This is a genomic window from Legionella brunensis (assembly GCF_001467025.1).
GTDB classification, from domain to species: Bacteria; Pseudomonadota; Gammaproteobacteria; order Legionellales; family Legionellaceae; genus Tatlockia; species Tatlockia brunensis.
The window spans coordinates 14,769-31,127 of record NZ_LNXV01000034.1; the positions used below are offsets into that span (position 1 = coordinate 14,769).

Sequence of the window (16,359 nt, forward strand, 5' to 3'; positions counted from 1 at the left end):
ACCTTTATGCTCATTGTTACTGCATTCACTACCCCTTTAGGTTGGCTTGAAATTGCGTACGATGAGCATTACGTTTATCGTGCAATTTTTACCGAATCCCCATCGCAAAACAAGCAAGAAAATCAATTAACACAAGTAATCTTACAAGAACTCCAAGCCTACTTTAGCAACCCACAACATCGTTTCCAGTTGTCCTTAAAGCCACAAGGGACTAGTTTTCAACAACTTGTCTGGCATGCTTTATTAGTAATACCTATTGGTCGTACTATTAGTTATGGTGAATTGGCTAAAACTCTGCAGTCCAGTCCTCGCGCAATAGGACAAGCCTGCAAAAATAATCCCATCGTTTTATTTATCCCTTGTCATCGCGTAGTTGGTAAAAATGATCAGGGGGGCTACATGGGACGCCCCGAGGCATTACCTTATAAAATCCACTTGCTTAACCATGAAAGTAAGGATTCTTATGGTCCTTTAGGCAGGGAGTCTTTCAGCTCTACTGAGGGTAAAAGAGTACCTATCACTTTAACTGCAAAAAACTGAAACTGTTCTGCTGATTTATCAAAAAACCAAGTAATAAAAGGTTTGGTGGATTTAGCGGCTAGCTTGGTTAAGATATCTTCTTCCCATTTATAAGGCTCCATTTTTTGAATAGTGCCGATAAATACAGTGATGGTCTTCATCACTTCAGAAGTAGCAATTGTTTGTTCCTTTAAAAAACTGAGTAAAGAATTAATTACACCAAGTCGTACTGCAGAGAAATCATCTTTATTTTGTAATTTTGCTAACTCACACGAATAGTCCTGAAGAAGAAGTTGACAATCCAAAACATAATTAATTTTATCTCTAATGATACGGGCTTGCTTTTGTAAACCAACACTAGCCTTGTTTAGAGCCGTATATTTTTTCATCAATTCTTCACTATTTCTTCCCTGTTCAAGTTGAGGAGCAGTACGCTGCATCCACTCTTTGATGACCTCGGCGTTATCCATATAGATATCGGTTTTATAAAAGTTGAGTAAATCATGTTCCTCAAAAACCATATATTGCATTGCTGCATTACACAATACCGTAGCATTGTAAGAAACTCTTTCAACAAAGGGCGGCAGTTGTTCATAGAGTAACGTATATAGCATTTCAATATAGTGGAAATCGTCTACTATGAAGCCATGGTGAATAAGTTCATAGATAGCAAGTTGCAAGACAGTATCCGCATCCCCTTCCGGAACAGAATAATGGGCAACAATATACTCCAACCATTTAAGTGCTTGTAAGTAATCATTCTTTCTTAATGCCTCTAGACATTCTTTTGTAGTTACAGGCATGGCATCTCCTTATGATCTAAAGAATTTCAAACCAAAGACGATAAATATCTAAAGCTAATGTGGAGTGGTCATCATGAAAAAATTGAGTATAGCCACACTATTGCTCATATTGCCACTAAATTATGCCCTTGCAAATTGTGACCTTACTCGCTTTCGTTGGGAATGCGACCTTCCTGGTCGGGTTAAACCTTCTTCATCGGCTTATTCTTTAGTTTACTGCGGCAATACCCGCGTTTATATTAGTCAGGCAGAATATGAAGTGTTAGCACGCTATCAACGAGCTAATGTCAATATGGTGCTCAAGGTCAATGGGGAATATGTTGATGCTCCCTGCATTCCAGCCGAACGATTTCTATCCTTCCCTTGAATTTGTTGACTGTTACTCTCACCTCTATTAAAAGGACAGCTATTACCGAAATAAGAGAGGAAATCGCGGGCATAAAAAGTAAGAGAGAATTACGATTTAATTATTCTATACCACAAATTAGCGCTATTTCATTTAGGAAAACCGCCAACATACCTCAAGGGACAGTTGAATTTGTTGCCCCATCATATGTCGATTGCCACAGTAGTTATTTACAACAAGTTTTTCTCAATAACTTAGCCAAAGATGCGCATGAACACACTACGGTACATGAGTTGCTAACTTTAGATTCGCAAGACAGAGAGACTTTGTTATCAAAACTGCTAACAGGCCCAGTAAAACTTTCCTGGGCAAGGCATTTATCTGCCAGTGGCGCTTAGTGTAACTCGTTTAGAAAACCAGACAATGCGCATGAGGTCTTTACCAAGAGCTATTCCCAATAGCTCTGCGATTTCTTGGCCATTCAGTTTTTTTACTGCTGAGCCGATGAAGCCTTTGTCTGTAGACAATGAAGAGAATACTGCTATTGATCCCCCTCTGAGACGGCCAAAACCATCCATTCTGGTTTAAAAATTAAAGAGTTGCCCCTGAGTAACAAAACCGAGAAAACCATCTTTTTCAGCCTCAGGTAATTTTCCCTGATTATAATGATATAACCACATCTTTTTTTTAATTTTACTATCCAATGTTCTTAGATCGCTATAATGAGCATGCTGCCCACTTGCTTGTTCCGAAATTTCACAGTCGTTAAAAATGAGATCCACTTTCTCATAAATTGGCAGTAAAGATTCACGATGTAATCTCGTATCTGTACTGATAAAAATTGACTTCGTATCCCCTTCAATTAATAAACCATAGCTCGGTAGCAACTTATGGTTATTAAAGGTGTGGTACGTTTTAATGAGTTGGAATAAATGATTTTCCCAAGTAAAACAATTATTATCGATAGGCATTACCTCAAAGAATGTTTCTAAGCCAGCTTGCTCATTTTCCAAGGACATCATTCCACCTGATAACACATTTTGCCACAATTTATGAACCAGATCGGGACTGGTATATAATGCCGGTATCTTTTTTTCAATAAAAAATTTCGAGAACCCCAACCATTCCAGACCACCGGCATGATCGGCATGCAAATGGCTAACATAAACAGCCTCTATATCCGTATGACTATAACCTTGTGCGTAAAGAGAGTGTCGAATATCACTTCCACAATCAATCAAGAATTTACGGCTTGACTTGCTTTCAAGCAACATGTTTGAATGAAATTTGTCTTTGCCCACTGTCAGGGCAGATGATACTCCTAAAAATAAAAGTTTCATCGTTAATCCTTTCGTTGGTTAAAGGTACTCATTAATATCAATACTTGATTTTTTACCAATATGGTGAAAATTGGCTTTCAACCATTTTTCTCCTTCATGACGCCCCTCTTCAAACAAGCGACTAATAAACTCCCAGGAGGGATTTAATTTGCTGGCAACAGAGTAAGACTGCATAGTCACATCCGCACGAATAGCATGAATGTAGACTCGCTTCATCTTTTTTCTATACCTCTCTTTTATCCAGCCATCATCAAGCATTTTACTCACAAATGCCACAGCCCTCATTTCGCGCAATAAAGAGGAGTTAAAACTTATTTCTCCCATGCGATTTAAAATATCTGTGGCCGTATTTGGAACCTGCTCACGATAAATAGGATTAATATGCAGAATCAAAATATCATTGCATGGTGAATGATAAATCAAAGGATAAAGCGCTGGATTCCCCATATAGCCACCATCCCAATAATAATCATTACCAACCTTCACTGCGGCAAACATTGTAGGGATACAGGCAGAAGCCATGATAGTAGCAACCGATAACTCTTTATTCTCAAAGATTTTAATCTTACCTGTTTTTACATTCGTTGCAGAAATAAACACTTTTAAAGTCTTGGACGCTTTGATTCTTTCAAAGTCGATATTGCTTTCTAAAATATTTCTTAATGGATTTAAATCAAAAGGGTTTAATTGGGAAGGGGCAAAAATTTTGCTTAAAAAATCAAACCATAAAAAGGATAGAGATTGCTCAGATTTTATGCCTAATAGCGCTTCTAAAGGAGTACGTTTAATGGGATTATAATACTCTCCAACCTTACTCACTGTTTGCCAAAACTTATATAGGGATTCACGAGCCCCGTCATTACCTCCCGTTAATAGGCCATGCGCTAATATTGCAGCATTCATTGCTCCAGCACTTGTTGCTGAAATAGCATCAATTTCAATGCGGCCATCCTCTAGAAGCTTATCAAGAATCCCCCAAGCAAGAGCACCATGTGCCCCTCCTCCTTGTAAAGCAAGTGTGATTACTTTCTTAGCCATATTAGCTATTCCATTGCCTAGAGATATTCAATTGCAATTTTCTTTAGTATAGATTCTTGGATACACAATGAAACCATTTAGTTCAATATCTAGACAATAAATTGTGAGTGTCATTTGCACTTTACAGTTGAAAAGACCAATATTATTTAATGATCGTCTAAATATAGATCAGCTAAAATGAAGGGAAGGCTATATAAAAAATCCCAAGCGGGAGGCTTTAAAGTCAGCATTCACGTAAGCATAATTACTTTATTTGTATTGCTGTTAAGCTTGGTTGGATTCTCCATCATTGGTCTTCAATACTATGCTTTGAATAAAATTCTTAGCTCAAGTGCCAAGCATTTGATTGAACAAACTTCATTACTGGTGAAAGAACGCCTTCTTTATTATCTGCTTCCTTTATCCCATGATCTTATGGAAATCAAAAATATGGTGGATTACGGTATTGTTGACCCCGAGAATACAAAACAATTTGATCTTTTCTTGATGGAATCTATTCAACATAGCGATGAAATATTTATGGTCTATTATGGTACAGCCGCAGGAGATTTTTATGGTGTCGACCGGGAAAAACAAGGGATTATTGGCTTAAATCATATCGTTAACTCACAAAAACCACCCTCAAAAATTCGCTATGAGTATGATAAGGACGGGCATTTGCTTAGCCAACATTCACTTTCGCAAGCATATGATCCACGCCCACGCCCCTGGTATCAACAAGCAATTAGAGCCGGGAAACCTGTCTGGACTGACATCTATCCTTTTTATTTATTTGGTAAGGGTAGCCCTTCTACACCAGGTATCACTGCTGCTGCTCCCATTTATGACGATCATAATCAATTAAAAGGAGTCATTGCTCTGGATTTGACAATAGAAAGCTTACAGTACTTTATTCAAAATTTAGAAGTGACTAAAAACACAATTATCTACATTATCAATGAGAAGAAGCAGGTTATCGCTTATCGTGACAACAACTATAAAAAAGACATACGTGGACAGATTTTGTTACCGGAAATGAGTAAACATTTTCCCTCGTTTCCCGCCAATAAAGCCCCCCCGCAATTTTTAGTAACCTCTTATCGAGATAAGGGGCAAGACTTTTTTTTAGCCTATCAGACCATTAGTAATAAAGAAACCAACTCCTTGTGGCAGATTATTATTATTGTTCCTGCTAATGATATTCTAGCGCCACTTAAATCAGTCAGTATCCATAACTTTCTATTAACCCTCCTTATTCTTTTTCTAGGAATTTTAATTGTTCGCTATATTTCTCAAAAAATCTCACGCCCTATTATCTACCTGGCAAAAGAAGCCAAAGAAATTACTAGACTGGATCTTACTCCTCGTCCTCTGCTTAAAACGATTATCAGAGAAATTAGTTATATGGATAAAAGCTTGAAGGCAGTACGCTCCAGTTTGACCTCATTTCAACGTTACGTTCCAAGTTCATTAGTGAAAAAATTAATGCGCAGCGGAAAAATTGCCAAGGTAGGAGGAGAGAGTCAAGATATCACCATCTTATTTTCGGATATCAAAGATTTCACAAAATTGGCAGAAGAAACAGAGCCTAAACAATTAATGACTTATCTGTCTGAGTATTTTCAATTAATGACAGAAACCGTAATCCAACACCAAGGAACCCTGGATAAATATATTGGTGATGCCGTTATGGCCATTTGGAATGCGCCCACTCTTGATCGCCATCACGCGCTTCACGCCTGCCAAACAGCAGTATGCATGATAGAACGCGTGAAGGAATTGAATCAAAAAAATCAAGGGATTGGCTTTCCTAACTTTTCAATACGAATAGGAATTAACTCTGGCGAGGCAGTCATTGGTAATGTCGGCTCAGAAGATAGGCTTAGTTTTACTGCTTTAGGAGACACTGTTAATTTGGCGAATCGCCTAGAAGGCATTAATAAGATATACCATACCCAGATCATAATTACCCAATCCACTTTCAAACAGGTTGAAAACTCGTTTGTTTTTCGTTTACTTGATGAAGTCGCAATGCGAGGAAAGCAAGTGAGCACCACCATTTATGAATTAATAACCGAACCTAATATCCCTAATTTGGCACAACATAAGGAAGAATTTGCGTTGGCTTTTGCCAAGTATCAAAGTGGTGATTGGATAGAAAGTTTAAAATTATTTGAAAACCTCACACCAGCATACAATGGGGATGCTCTAGCTTTAATTTATATTAATCGCTGCCAAGATTTAATCAATTCCCCACCGACTTACTGGGATGGTATTTGGCGACCTTACCAAGATAAACCCTCTTAAACTTCTAGTATAAAACTCTAGTTACTTTGCTTACTATCAGTTTGACCAAGCTCTTTTTTGGATAAAAAAGACAGCATTGAATCGAGCATTCTAACGCTCAGTATGCGTTTTAAAAATGTAAACAGATGGGCTGGAAAAGTAACTCGATATCTTGCCTTTGGGGCTTTAGACTCAATGGCATGCACTAATTTCTTAATCACAGCGTCTGTTTTGCGAGTAAAAATGGATTGATTTTTATTTTGACGATAGTCGCCAAGCATCATGTGATATTGCACCTGAAAATGGCTTTTCTCACTATCAATTTTCTTCAAAGAATGATCGATCACATTATCCCTAAAACGGCTTTCAATAGGACCAGGTACAATAGTGATTACTTTTATCCCTGATGGCTTAAGTTCAAGACGCAGTGTATCACTCAACCCCTCTACAGCATATTTTGAAGCATTATAGGCTCCGCGAAAAGGCATACTAATTACACCTAAAATTGAGCTGATATTAATGATGCGTCCATGGCCTTGTTTGCGCATGACAGGTATTGCCAAACGAGTTAGATCCATGAGACCAAAAACATTGGTTTCAAATTGCGAACGCATAACATCACGAGAGACATCCTCTAAAGCTCCTGCCTGACCATAACCGGCATTATTAATTAGGATATCTAAACGTCCATTTGTTTTTTTGATGATAGCGTAAAAAGCCAAAGTAATCGAATGCGTGTCATCCATATTCATCTGCACTGCCTCAAGCCCCAAAGCTTTTAATTTTTTTACGTCCTCTTCCTTGCGACATGCAGCAAAAACCTGATGCCCCCGTTGTGACAAAGCGAGTGCTGCGTCATAGCCTATACCAGTTGAACAGCCGGTAATTAAAATGACTTGAGGTTTCATAAATTTTTACCGTTCTATTTATAAGAATTCTTATATTAGCAATAGATGGTATTATATGCATTATTTTGTACTTTATGCTTTTCCCTATGGTCAAACACCAGCTTGAAATTGATGGAATTTTGATAGAAGTCTTAAGAAAACCAATAAAAAATATGCACTTGCGTATTTACCCACCCGATGGTCAGGTTAAAGTGAGTGCCCCTCTTAAGTTTCGCCTAGAAACAATACGAAAACAAGTTGAAGCACGACTTGATTGGATTCATAACCAACGAAAGCGCTTAAAAATACCACAACCTACCTTTACAGTAGGGGACTCATGCGATTTTTTAGGCAAGTCCTACCCCTTATTGATCGAAGAAAATCTGCGCTCTGGTGTCATTTTTGACGGTAGCTTTATTCAATGCCGCATAAAACCACAGGCCACTTTGGCAGAAAAAAAACAACTCGTGGATAGGTGGTATCGCCAAGAAATGAAAAAATTATTACCCGCACTCATTGATAAATGGCAGCCGATCCTTGGTGTAGACGTGAAAGCTTGGGGCATAAAAACCATGAACACCCGTTGGGGTTCGTGTAATATTCATGCACGGCGTATTTGGCTCAATTTACGCTTAATAAGAAAGCCATTATCCTGTTTAGAATATGTCTTGGTTCATGAAATGGTACACCTTCTGGAAACCAATCACAGCAAGCGATTTTACGCGTTAATGGACAAATTTTTGCCTGATTGGCGATATCAACAAATATTACTAGAGAGCTAGGGTTCGATGTCATTAGTCATAGAGTTTAACCATATCCCCAATACTACCCGCAAATTTTCGAGAGTATAATAAATGAGCGATAACAATAGATTGATAGAGGATATTTATCAACTGGGATTCCATATCATTGATAATTTTTTGCCCCTCCAGCATTTTCAATCCCTACAAACGACTGCAAAATCTCTTGCTGCCGAAGGCCAATTTAGAAGCGCTAAAATTGGGCGTCAGCAGCAAGCTGCTCACAATTATACAGTTAGAACGGATCAAATTTGTTGGGTTGATGAATATCAGGAAAATCCAGCAATCCATACCTATTTAACAAAAATTAATGATATTGCAGCCACACTTAACCAATCTTTGTTTTTAGGTCTTGTGGACTTTGAAACTCATTTTGCCATTTATAAACCCGGTTCTTTTTATAAAAAACACATCGACCAATTTAAAACCACACAAGATAGGCGTATTTCTTGTGTCTTTTATTTAAACGATACCTGGGAAGAAGCTTTTGGGGGCGAATTAAAACTTTATGACCGCAATGATGATTATCTTTCAAGCATCATACCTATTGGCAATCGCTTTATTTGTTTCATTAGTGATTTGCCTCATGAAGTATGCCAAACCAAAAAGACACGTTACAGCATTGCAGGCTGGATGAAAACAAGAGCCTTTAGGTAATTTTTTTATCGACTAGTCATCCTCGTTACTAGAAGACATAGGATGACCTTTTGATCGCAGCCAAACTCTGATTTTCCTCTAAATGCTACTGGTTAAATTACCCAACTTATCAGTTAATTTTACATTCTCTGAGTAGTCAACAGGACAATCGATCAAAACAATCTCATTGCTTGCTAATGCAGACTTTAAAGTTGGCAATAATTCATCGGCAGACTTAATACTATGGGCTTGAATACCGAAACTCTGTGCATATTGGATAAAATCAGGGTTAGTAAATGTCACATGAGCGGAATGCCCAAATTCCAAATTTTGTTTCCATTGAATAAGACCATAGGCTTCATCACGCCAAATTAAAATGACAAAGGGAATTTTTTCTCGTTTTGCCGTTTCAATTTCTTGTGAATTCATGAGAAATGAACCATCCCCCATAACAGCTACCACATGCCTTTCTGGATGCACCAATTTGGCAGCAATGGCTCCTGGTAAAGTAAATCCCATGGTTGCCAGGCTATTGGAAATAATACAAGTATTAGATTGATAACAAGGATATAGACGTGCCATCCACATTTTTAGCGCACCTGTATCACAAAGAACAATGTCTGATTTCCCCATCGCTTTGCGTAGATCGGCAATGATTCGTTGTGGTTTCACCGGAAAAGAATCATCTTTTTCATGATCTGTAATTTCTTTCTCTAACATAGCGCGCAAAGAGCGCATCTCTTTGGATAAGTGCTCACGAGGCTTTATCTCTTTTGCTAATGCATCCAAACATGCGGTAATGCTACCTTCAATACCGACTTCTAAAATATAGTTAGTATCCACTTCGGCAACAGTACCATGAATATGAATAATTTTTTTATCATTCACTGGATTCCAAGATTTAGGCGAATACTCTACTAAATCGTAACCTACAGTAATGACAACGTCGGCTTCATCAAAACCAAAATTACTGTAATCATGCCGCATAAAACCAATGGTTCCAATTGCCATAGGATCATCTGCTGATACCACCCCCTTGGCCATGAATGTTGTTGCGACAGGGATTTTAGTCTGTTTAACAAAGCGTGTTAGAGCTTCTTCTGCTTTATGGCGATAAACACCTGCCCCAGCAAGAATGATCACTTTTTTAGCCTCATTAATACAAGTCGCTGCTTTCTTGATTTGCCCAAGATTAGGCATTGTTTGTTTAGGTAATTGGGGCTTTAAAGGAATACTAGTCGTTGTTTGTGCAGCTACATCTTCTGGAAGAATTAAAGCAACAGCACCAGTACGTTCAGATTGAGCTAATTTAAACGCTTTACGAACTAACTCCGAGGTAACAGAAGGCAATGAGATCATTGCATTCCATTTGGTCACTGGAGCGAATAAGCGATTTAAGTCAATAATTTGATGTGACTCTTTATTTAAACGATCTAACGAGGCCTGCGCAGCAATTGCTACTAAAGGAGAACTGTCCAAGTTTGCATCTGCCGTGCCTAATATGAGGTTAATCGCGCCAGGTCCTAATGTAGCAAGGCAGACTCCAGCCTTACCAGTTAATCTTCCGTAAATATCTGCCATAAATGAAGCACCCTGCTCGTGCCTAGTCAATACAAAACGAATTTTATGAGAACCTGATAGCGCTTCAATAAAATCAATGTTTTCTTCCCCAGGTAAGCCAAAAATGTACTCTACGCCTTCTTCCTCCAAACATTTAACAATCAACTGGGAGACATTTTGCGCATTTTGACTATTCATAATACTTATTCCTTGTAATTGGTAGATTTAGTCGATCAGTTTTGTATATCCTCTTTTTAAGATTCTAGATGTTATAGCGAGTTTTACAAACCTCATATTTACTCACCCTACCAGATCCTTTTGTCATGTAGGTCGAATTCACGTTATTTATGCTCTTAATTTCTCGTGTATAATGTTTTTTTTCCTTAAAACTGTCCTTTTATGTACGCTCTGGAAATTAAGCAGCTACAAAAAATCTATGCCAATGGTATTGAGGCTCTTAAGGGTATTGACTTAACCGTTAAACAAGGAGATTTTTTTGCTTTATTAGGGGCTAATGGCGCAGGAAAATCCACAACAATTGGTTTAATTACAACATTACTAACCAAAACTTCGGGCAGCATTTATATTCACGGCTATAACCTTGATAAAAACCCAGAGTTAGCAAAATCATGCTTAGGATTAGTACCACAAGAATTTAATCTGAATATCTTTGAAAATTGCGTACAAATCCTCATTAGCCAGGCAGGCTTTTATGGGATTGGGCGTAGAGAGGCAAAAATAAGAGCAGAGTTGTTACTGCAACAATTAGGCTTATGGGAAAAAAGAGAGACCATTGTGCGACATTTATCTGGAGGAATGAAACGACGCCTAATGATAGCTCGCGCATTGATTCATCAACCCAAGGTTTTAATTCTTGATGAACCAACAGCCGGGGTAGATATCGAAATTCGCCGTAGCATGTGGGATTTTCTCACCCGCACAAACAAAGAAGGCACCACAATTATTTTAACGACACATTATCTTGAAGAAGCAGAACAACTTTGTAAGCATATTGCGATCATTGATCAAGGACAAATTATTGAAAATACATCAATGAAAAGCTTATTAAAAACCTTAAATCATCAAACCTTTATCTTTAATACTATAAAACCTATCGTTGAATTGCCCCCTATGCCTCCTTTTGTTGTTACTTTAATTGATAGCAACACTTTTGAGTTGCGTGTTGACAATCAATGGTCTTTAAATGAAGTGTTTGCTGAACTAACCAAACATGGTCTTGTCATTCATAGCATGCGCAATAAGACCAACCGCTTGGAAGAACTTTTTCTGGATCTTATTAATCATGGCCATTAAAGAACAAGTCATTGCCCTTAATACTGTTGTAAGACGAGAGTTAGTCAGAATGTTTCGTATTGCCAGTCAGGTATTTTTACCACCAGTCATTACTACAGCGCTTTATTTTTTAATTTTTGGCAGTCTCATTGGTCAGCGGATAGGCCCTATTCAAGGGGTTGATTATTCGCAATTTATAGCTCCTGGGTTAATTATGATGTCGGTAATTACCAATGCTTACAGCAATGTTTCAACCTCCTTGTTCAGCGTGCGCTTTCAGAAAAGTATCGAAGAAATATTGGTGAGCCCAATGCACGATGGCCTCTTACTATTGGGCTATGTCTTAGGGGGCGTCTTACGGGGATTTATCGTAGCCTTATTAGTTTTTTTAGTATCCTGCTTTTTCTTAAAAGTTGAATTTACCAATCTTGGGTTGAGTATATTCGTTGTTCTCTTAGTATCAGCTCTTTTTTCTTTGGCCGGATTTACCAATGCCATGGTGGCTCGCAATTTTGATGATGTGATGATTATTCCTACCTTCATTCTTGCTCCTCTGACTTACCTAGGGGGCGTATTTTATGCCACGAATATGCTTTCCCCGTTCTGGCGTACCGTCTCTCACTTCAACCCAATCCTTTATATGGTTAATGCGCTGCGTTATGCGATGATCGGACAACAAGAAGTAAATATACTGACTGCAATGATTGTTATTTGCATTATGGTCATTCTACTAACTGTACTGAATATGATCTTATTAAAGAGAGGCATAGGTTTACGAGATTAGTCATAGGCACCAGGTAAGGTAAAAAATTAGACGAAACTCCAGTGGTTTTTGATTTGAAATTATAATTTTTACTTGTTATGGTTGGCCCCATCGAATTTTTTAAGGATTAAAAATGAGTAAATTTCTTACTTTTTACCTACTGTTACTAAGCCAGTTTGCTTTTGCTGAGACTTGTGAAACTAAGCGTGAGCTCTTTATTGAAAATGCAGCAACCAAAGTTTGGAAAACAACCATTTGCCCACAACAACAACTCCCTTTCCATACCCATGAATATGCACGCGTGGTTATCCCTGAAGAAACTGGAAGCTTAAAAGTTACTTATGCATCAGGACATGAAGTGATGATAACTCTTGAAAAACAAGTACCTATTTTTTTAAGTAAAGTCCAAGGACAAGAATCACATCAGGACTTAAATACAGGCAACAATGCCTTACATGTGACAGTGATTGAGCTAAGAGAACAAGGCTAATCAGCGCCAACCTCTATTCAACATTTTGGGTTATAAATAATGATTATTATCATTAGTGGTACTTCTTCTTCTGGAAAATCAACCATTTGCCAAGAGCTGCAAAACAAACTGGGCGATGGTTGGATAAATTTTAGTACCGATGGTTATTTAGGTATGTTGGGTAACAAATTCTTCGATTTACACCCCAATAATGAAGAGGTTTGTATACCCAATGACATTTGTTATGCTAAAAAATACAGTGATGGAACCTATGAAATTGTCCCTGGAAAATGGTGTTCCAAACTCTATGAAACAATACCCAATATCCTTAGGTTAATAGCCACGCAGGGCTTTAATATTATTGTTGACTCCTTTATTACCACGACAAATGAATTTAGCCATTACAAAGCGCTTTTAGAAAAATATGATCCCTTCTTTGTTTACCTCTACGCTTCTGAAGCTGTGATTGCTCAAAGAGAAGAAGCCAGAGGAGATCGCTTAAAAGGCTCAGCCCTTCATTGGCTAAAGCAGTTTGATTATCAAGACCAATGTGATCTCATTATTAATACCGAGGCAATCAATACTCATGAAGTTTGCGCGTCTATTTTAGAGAAGCTTAACTTATAGGTTCTACCATCCTTGTGCCTCTTTTCCGCGAAGTGTCATGACCGTGCTCGTGACTTGCGCAACCAGTTTCCCATCACTGCGAAGTAGGTCACAAACATAATAACGACTCACTGTTTTTCCTACATTGGGTAATTAAACCTAGAGCCTGGTGGCGTTACACCTCCCTGAGCCACAATTCCCTGTAGTTCCACGAGATTTTTGGTCATCCCTCTATCCTTACCATAAACTCTTTACTTAAAAATTTATCTTCTCGCAATTTTATAGTTTTGTCTTTGCAATAGAGGTTTATTGTTGCTATAAATCGCATGAATTGATAACTTGCTTCATTTTCATGGAAACACGAGAGAACATCACTGCCATTTACATTGCAAAACCTGAATTTCTTACTGAGCTTTGCGAAGAGTTAGAAGATGTTTCAGAGATTATTGAGAATTTGCTTTTCTCTCCTCATACCAAGCTTGATGTTTGCTTTGCTCAAGATATTTGGCTAGAACCCCACTTTGTTAGATTCCAATCTATTTCAGAGGCAGTAAAAATTCTTCGTCAGGCTGGAAAATTCTGGTATTTACATCCTATTAGTCAAGTTAGGCGCTCTCGCTTGATAGTCGAACAATTACGAAAATGTCCACCGCTAACTCATCATTTTCCCATTACTGAAATTCCCCCAGTGGGCTGTTTTAGTCTTTTGGATCAGAACACCTTAATTTACAGCACGAAACGCCTTAAAAAATGGCCGCTTGGGAAATGTTTTTTTATTGAAGATAAAATTAATCCGCCGAATCGTGCCTATTTAAAGCTATGGGAAGCGCTGACACTGTTGGAAAAATACCCTCAGCCGGGTGAATCCGCATTAGATTTAGGAGCCTCACCCGGTGGTTGGACTTATGTCATGCAATCTTTGGGTGCTACAGTCACCGCAGTTGATAAAGCGTTACTTGACCCCAAAATTGCGAGACTTCCTCGCGTGAATTTTTTACAGCAAAGTGCATTTGCATTAGACCCTGACAAATTGGAGCAAACTTACGATTGGGTATTATCTGATGTAGCCTGCTATCCCGAACGAGCCTATGCATTAATTATGAAATGGATAACTTCTGGCAAAGCAAAACAAATGATTTTCACCATAAAATTGCAAGGTAAAACAGATATAGCTACCATTAAACAATTTAAAGCTATTCCTAACTCACGCATTATGAATTTGTTTTATAACAAGCACGAAGCTACGTTTTTTTATCCTGTACCTAATAAAACACCGTTGTAGTTGCTTAAGGACTTTTGAATGTCAGATTATGAAACCATTTTCAATAAACAGGAAAAAAAATGGCTTGCTGAACAACGAGTAATGAGACTTACTGATAATAAGGAAGTGCAAATTTACCCTATGGGTGCAGAAAGATACTTATCATCCGTTTTATTTACTAAACCGAAAGAACGATACAATATTCGCGCCGATATAGAAGATAAAGATGTTTTAATAATTCCAGGTCATGGCAATAGCAGCTTTTTATTTGCACAAGCAGATGCAAAATCCATTACCGTCTATGATAAAGATCCTGTCACCATCGCTTGGATGAAAGCATTTAAGAAATATTACAATTTCAGGGAGTATGATGCCCAAGGAAAGCCCTTCCCTTCAATTGGCGAGTTATTGGCTGCATTGACCTGCTGGTACCCTCCACTTCTTCGTTTACCTTCAGGGAAATACAGTAACTTTATATTTTGGGCTATTAACCCCCAATCCTTAAGGCGTTCCTATCTTTTCTACATGTTGTCACTGGTGCGACAGGCAATCCGCAATACCCCCCAAGAAAATTTTGAATTAAACAAAAATATTCAATTTCACGCAGGAGAGATTAATCTGCTTCTAATGAACTCCGCACAACAAACTTTTGACACCGCCTTTGTCCCCTATCTTCTAGGGGTGCGAAACGGAATTGAAAAAAAAGAAGACATAATCACGTTTATAAAACAATTACTCAAACTGGTTCCTCACGGACATATCTTAGTCAATCCCTCAAGAGATACGAAAGAGTTTCATGTTATCGGTAAACGCTATTTTGTAACCACGGGTTACCCACATATTCAAAGTATTCCTGAGTTACAAATCTATGCCATCGACGAGGATAGAAATTGGTTCCGGACTCAAGGACTTGCCGTTTTTGGCACCCCCAGAAATTAGAATTAAACTATTTTTTGCATATAACCTCAGCAGGAGCTTTATGAGCAGACTCAGTAACAAAGTTATTATTATCACCGGTGGCGCTTCAGGTATTGGTGAAGCTACTTGCCGTTTACTCGCAAAAGAAGGGGCTCAAATTGCTTTATTAGATATTAATCGAGAGAAAGGGCAGCACATCATTGATGACATTCATGCTCAAGGCGGACAAGCCGCATTTTGGTCAATGAATGCTAGTTTGGAAAAAGAGGTACAAACAGTTATCGCCGAGGTCATTCAAAAGTGGGGAAGAATTAATGTACTTGTTAACAATGTAGGGATCATTGGTGACAATAAACCTACTCATGAAATTAGCGAAGCTGAATGGGATAAGGTCATGAATATTAATGTTAAAAGCGTTTTATTCTGTACCAAATACGTTGTCCCCTATCTACAAAAAGCAGGTGGCGGCAGTATCATTAACATTTCTTCTGTTCACGGATTAATTGGTACTCCTGATTATCCAGCGAATCATGCCTCGAAAGCTGCCGTTCGCCTAATGACTAAAACCGATGCCATGCTCTACGCCAAAGACAACATTCGCGTGAACTCCATTCATCCAGGTTATATCTGGACGCCATTATTGGAAGAAATTGCCCGCAAATCTGCCCTGGGTTATGAAGCTTTTCGTACCCAACATGAAAAAATTCAACCACTTGGCTATATGGGACAGCCCAACGATGTGGCCTATGCAATTGCCTACCTTGCCTCTGATGAATCCCGTTTCATGACTGCAAGTGAACTTGTCATTGATGGCGGCTTGTCTGGCGGACAATTAGTTAATAGCATTTGATTGAA

At 38.3% G+C, this 16,359-nt stretch carries 18 protein-coding genes; 13 read left to right on the forward strand and 5 right to left on the reverse strand.

What is annotated here, in order from left to right:
* Positions 1 to 6: 6 nt before the first annotated feature.
* Positions 7 to 540 (forward strand): methylated-DNA--[protein]-cysteine S-methyltransferase, encoded by a 534-nt coding sequence (locus tag Lbru_RS13690; RefSeq protein WP_065235475.1) that lies wholly within the window; start codon positions 7 to 9, stop codon positions 538 to 540.
* On the opposite strand, the gene Lbru_RS13695 is transcribed toward Lbru_RS13690, so the two are convergent.
* A complete protein-coding gene (locus tag Lbru_RS13695; RefSeq protein ID WP_058442704.1) occupies positions 462 to 1,322 on the reverse strand; it encodes a helical bundle domain-containing protein in 861 nt (286 codons plus the stop codon). The genes Lbru_RS13690 and Lbru_RS13695 overlap by 79 nt on opposite strands.
* 70 nt (positions 1,323 to 1,392) lie before the next feature.
* Here Lbru_RS13695 and Lbru_RS13700 point away from each other — a divergent pair, with 70 nt between their 5' ends.
* Both Lbru_RS13700 and Lbru_RS13705 read left to right on the forward strand, forming a co-directional pair.
* Positions 1,393 to 1,689 (forward strand): hypothetical protein, encoded by a 297-nt coding sequence (locus Lbru_RS13700; RefSeq protein WP_058442814.1) that lies wholly within the window; start codon positions 1,393 to 1,395, stop codon positions 1,687 to 1,689.
* Positions 1,690 to 1,694: 5 nt separating this feature from the next.
* The gene (locus Lbru_RS13705; RefSeq protein ID WP_058442705.1) at positions 1,695 to 2,066 is read left to right on the forward strand and encodes a hypothetical protein; all 372 of its coding nucleotides are present in this window, start codon (positions 1,695 to 1,697) and stop codon (positions 2,064 to 2,066) included.
* A 186-nt stretch (positions 2,067 to 2,252) separates the two neighbouring features.
* On the opposite strand, the gene Lbru_RS13710 is transcribed toward Lbru_RS13705, so the two are convergent.
* Together Lbru_RS13710 and Lbru_RS13715 are read right to left on the reverse strand one after the other, a co-directional pair.
* Complete coding sequence (locus tag Lbru_RS13710) at positions 2,253 to 3,008, reverse strand: MBL fold metallo-hydrolase (protein WP_058442706.1); 756 nt, start codon at positions 3,006 to 3,008, stop codon at positions 2,253 to 2,255.
* Positions 3,009 to 3,026: 18 nt separating this feature from the next.
* On the reverse strand, positions 3,027 to 4,046 hold the full coding sequence (locus tag Lbru_RS13715) for a patatin-like phospholipase family protein (RefSeq protein ID WP_058442707.1): 1,020 nt from the start codon (positions 4,044 to 4,046) through the stop codon (positions 3,027 to 3,029).
* 177 nt (positions 4,047 to 4,223) lie between these two features.
* Between Lbru_RS13715 and Lbru_RS13720 the strand changes: the two genes are divergently transcribed.
* A complete protein-coding gene (locus Lbru_RS13720) occupies positions 4,224 to 6,332 on the forward strand; it encodes an adenylate/guanylate cyclase domain-containing protein (RefSeq protein WP_058442708.1) in 2,109 nt (702 codons plus the stop codon).
* Positions 6,333 to 6,349: 17 nt separating this feature from the next.
* On the opposite strand, the gene Lbru_RS13725 is transcribed toward Lbru_RS13720, so the two are convergent.
* Positions 6,350 to 7,219 (reverse strand): SDR family NAD(P)-dependent oxidoreductase, encoded by an 870-nt coding sequence (locus tag Lbru_RS13725; protein WP_058442709.1) that lies wholly within the window; start codon positions 7,217 to 7,219, stop codon positions 6,350 to 6,352.
* Positions 7,220 to 7,305: 86 nt separating this feature from the next.
* Between Lbru_RS13725 and Lbru_RS13730 the strand changes: the two genes are divergently transcribed.
* Together Lbru_RS13730 and Lbru_RS13735 are read left to right on the forward strand one after the other, a co-directional pair.
* The gene (locus tag Lbru_RS13730; RefSeq protein WP_058442815.1) at positions 7,306 to 7,980 is read left to right on the forward strand and encodes a M48 family metallopeptidase; all 675 of its coding nucleotides are present in this window, start codon (positions 7,306 to 7,308) and stop codon (positions 7,978 to 7,980) included.
* 72 nt (positions 7,981 to 8,052) lie between these two features.
* Positions 8,053 to 8,655 (forward strand): 2OG-Fe(II) oxygenase, encoded by a 603-nt coding sequence (locus tag Lbru_RS13735; RefSeq protein ID WP_058442710.1) that lies wholly within the window; start codon positions 8,053 to 8,055, stop codon positions 8,653 to 8,655.
* Positions 8,656 to 8,733: 78 nt separating this feature from the next.
* On the opposite strand, the gene Lbru_RS13740 is transcribed toward Lbru_RS13735, so the two are convergent.
* Positions 8,734 to 10,392 (reverse strand): acetolactate synthase large subunit, encoded by a 1,659-nt coding sequence (locus Lbru_RS13740; RefSeq protein ID WP_058442711.1) that lies wholly within the window; start codon positions 10,390 to 10,392, stop codon positions 8,734 to 8,736.
* Between the two features lie 201 nt (positions 10,393 to 10,593).
* Here Lbru_RS13740 and Lbru_RS13745 point away from each other — a divergent pair, with 201 nt between their 5' ends.
* From Lbru_RS13745 to Lbru_RS13775, 7 genes are all read left to right on the forward strand, one after another.
* Positions 10,594 to 11,508, forward strand: a complete 915-nt coding sequence (locus Lbru_RS13745; RefSeq protein WP_058442712.1) for an ABC transporter ATP-binding protein — start codon at positions 10,594 to 10,596, stop codon at positions 11,506 to 11,508.
* Entirely contained in the window at positions 11,498 to 12,271 is a 774-nt protein-coding gene (locus tag Lbru_RS13750) for an ABC transporter permease (RefSeq protein WP_058442713.1), read from the forward strand. Before Lbru_RS13745 ends, Lbru_RS13750 begins: the two co-directional genes overlap by 11 nt.
* Positions 12,272 to 12,383: 112 nt before the next feature.
* The gene (locus tag Lbru_RS13755) at positions 12,384 to 12,740 is read left to right on the forward strand and encodes a cupin domain-containing protein (RefSeq protein ID WP_058442714.1); all 357 of its coding nucleotides are present in this window, start codon (positions 12,384 to 12,386) and stop codon (positions 12,738 to 12,740) included.
* Positions 12,741 to 12,779: 39 nt separating this feature from the next.
* On the forward strand, positions 12,780 to 13,346 hold the full coding sequence (locus tag Lbru_RS13760; RefSeq protein WP_058442715.1) for a phosphotransferase-like protein: 567 nt from the start codon (positions 12,780 to 12,782) through the stop codon (positions 13,344 to 13,346).
* Between the two features lie 331 nt (positions 13,347 to 13,677).
* Positions 13,678 to 14,607 (forward strand): SAM-dependent methyltransferase, encoded by a 930-nt coding sequence (locus tag Lbru_RS13765; RefSeq protein WP_058442716.1) that lies wholly within the window; start codon positions 13,678 to 13,680, stop codon positions 14,605 to 14,607.
* A gap of 18 nt (positions 14,608 to 14,625) precedes the next feature.
* On the forward strand, positions 14,626 to 15,525 hold the full coding sequence (locus Lbru_RS13770; RefSeq protein WP_058442717.1) for a class I SAM-dependent methyltransferase: 900 nt from the start codon (positions 14,626 to 14,628) through the stop codon (positions 15,523 to 15,525).
* A 40-nt stretch (positions 15,526 to 15,565) separates the two neighbouring features.
* On the forward strand, positions 15,566 to 16,354 hold the full coding sequence (locus Lbru_RS13775) for an SDR family NAD(P)-dependent oxidoreductase (RefSeq protein ID WP_058442718.1): 789 nt from the start codon (positions 15,566 to 15,568) through the stop codon (positions 16,352 to 16,354).
* Positions 16,355 to 16,359 lie beyond the last annotated feature (5 nt).

What these genes read in the sequence shown, in the direction of transcription:
- Lbru_RS13750 (WP_058442713.1), top strand. Translation starts at nt 11,498, where the DNA reads ATGGCCATTAAAGAACAAGTCATTGCCCTTAATACTGTTGTAAGACGA.
- Lbru_RS13715 (WP_058442707.1), bottom strand. Translation starts at nt 4,046, where the DNA reads ATGGCTAAGAAAGTAATCACACTTGCTTTACAAGGAGGAGGGGCACAT.
- Lbru_RS13695 (WP_058442704.1), bottom strand. Translation starts at nt 1,322, where the DNA reads ATGCCTGTAACTACAAAAGAATGTCTAGAGGCATTAAGAAAGAATGAT.
- Lbru_RS13765 (WP_058442716.1), top strand. Translation starts at nt 13,678, where the DNA reads ATGGAAACACGAGAGAACATCACTGCCATTTACATTGCAAAACCTGAA.
- Lbru_RS13735 (WP_058442710.1), top strand. Translation starts at nt 8,053, where the DNA reads ATGAGCGATAACAATAGATTGATAGAGGATATTTATCAACTGGGATTC.
- Lbru_RS13710 (WP_058442706.1), bottom strand. Translation starts at nt 3,008, where the DNA reads ATGAAACTTTTATTTTTAGGAGTATCATCTGCCCTGACAGTGGGCAAA.
- Lbru_RS13730 (WP_058442815.1), top strand. Translation starts at nt 7,306, where the DNA reads ATGGTCAAACACCAGCTTGAAATTGATGGAATTTTGATAGAAGTCTTA.
- Lbru_RS13760 (WP_058442715.1), top strand. Translation starts at nt 12,780, where the DNA reads ATGATTATTATCATTAGTGGTACTTCTTCTTCTGGAAAATCAACCATT.
- Lbru_RS13725 (WP_058442709.1), bottom strand. Translation starts at nt 7,219, where the DNA reads ATGAAACCTCAAGTCATTTTAATTACCGGCTGTTCAACTGGTATAGGC.
- Lbru_RS13755 (WP_058442714.1), top strand. Translation starts at nt 12,384, where the DNA reads ATGAGTAAATTTCTTACTTTTTACCTACTGTTACTAAGCCAGTTTGCT.
- Lbru_RS13745 (WP_058442712.1), top strand. Translation starts at nt 10,594, where the DNA reads ATGTACGCTCTGGAAATTAAGCAGCTACAAAAAATCTATGCCAATGGT.
- Lbru_RS13775 (WP_058442718.1), top strand. Translation starts at nt 15,566, where the DNA reads ATGAGCAGACTCAGTAACAAAGTTATTATTATCACCGGTGGCGCTTCA.
- Lbru_RS13690 (WP_065235475.1), top strand. Translation starts at nt 7, where the DNA reads ATGCTCATTGTTACTGCATTCACTACCCCTTTAGGTTGGCTTGAAATT.
- Lbru_RS13740 (WP_058442711.1), bottom strand. Translation starts at nt 10,392, where the DNA reads ATGAATAGTCAAAATGCGCAAAATGTCTCCCAGTTGATTGTTAAATGT.
- Lbru_RS13770 (WP_058442717.1), top strand. Translation starts at nt 14,626, where the DNA reads ATGTCAGATTATGAAACCATTTTCAATAAACAGGAAAAAAAATGGCTT.
- Lbru_RS13720 (WP_058442708.1), top strand. Translation starts at nt 4,224, where the DNA reads ATGAAGGGAAGGCTATATAAAAAATCCCAAGCGGGAGGCTTTAAAGTC.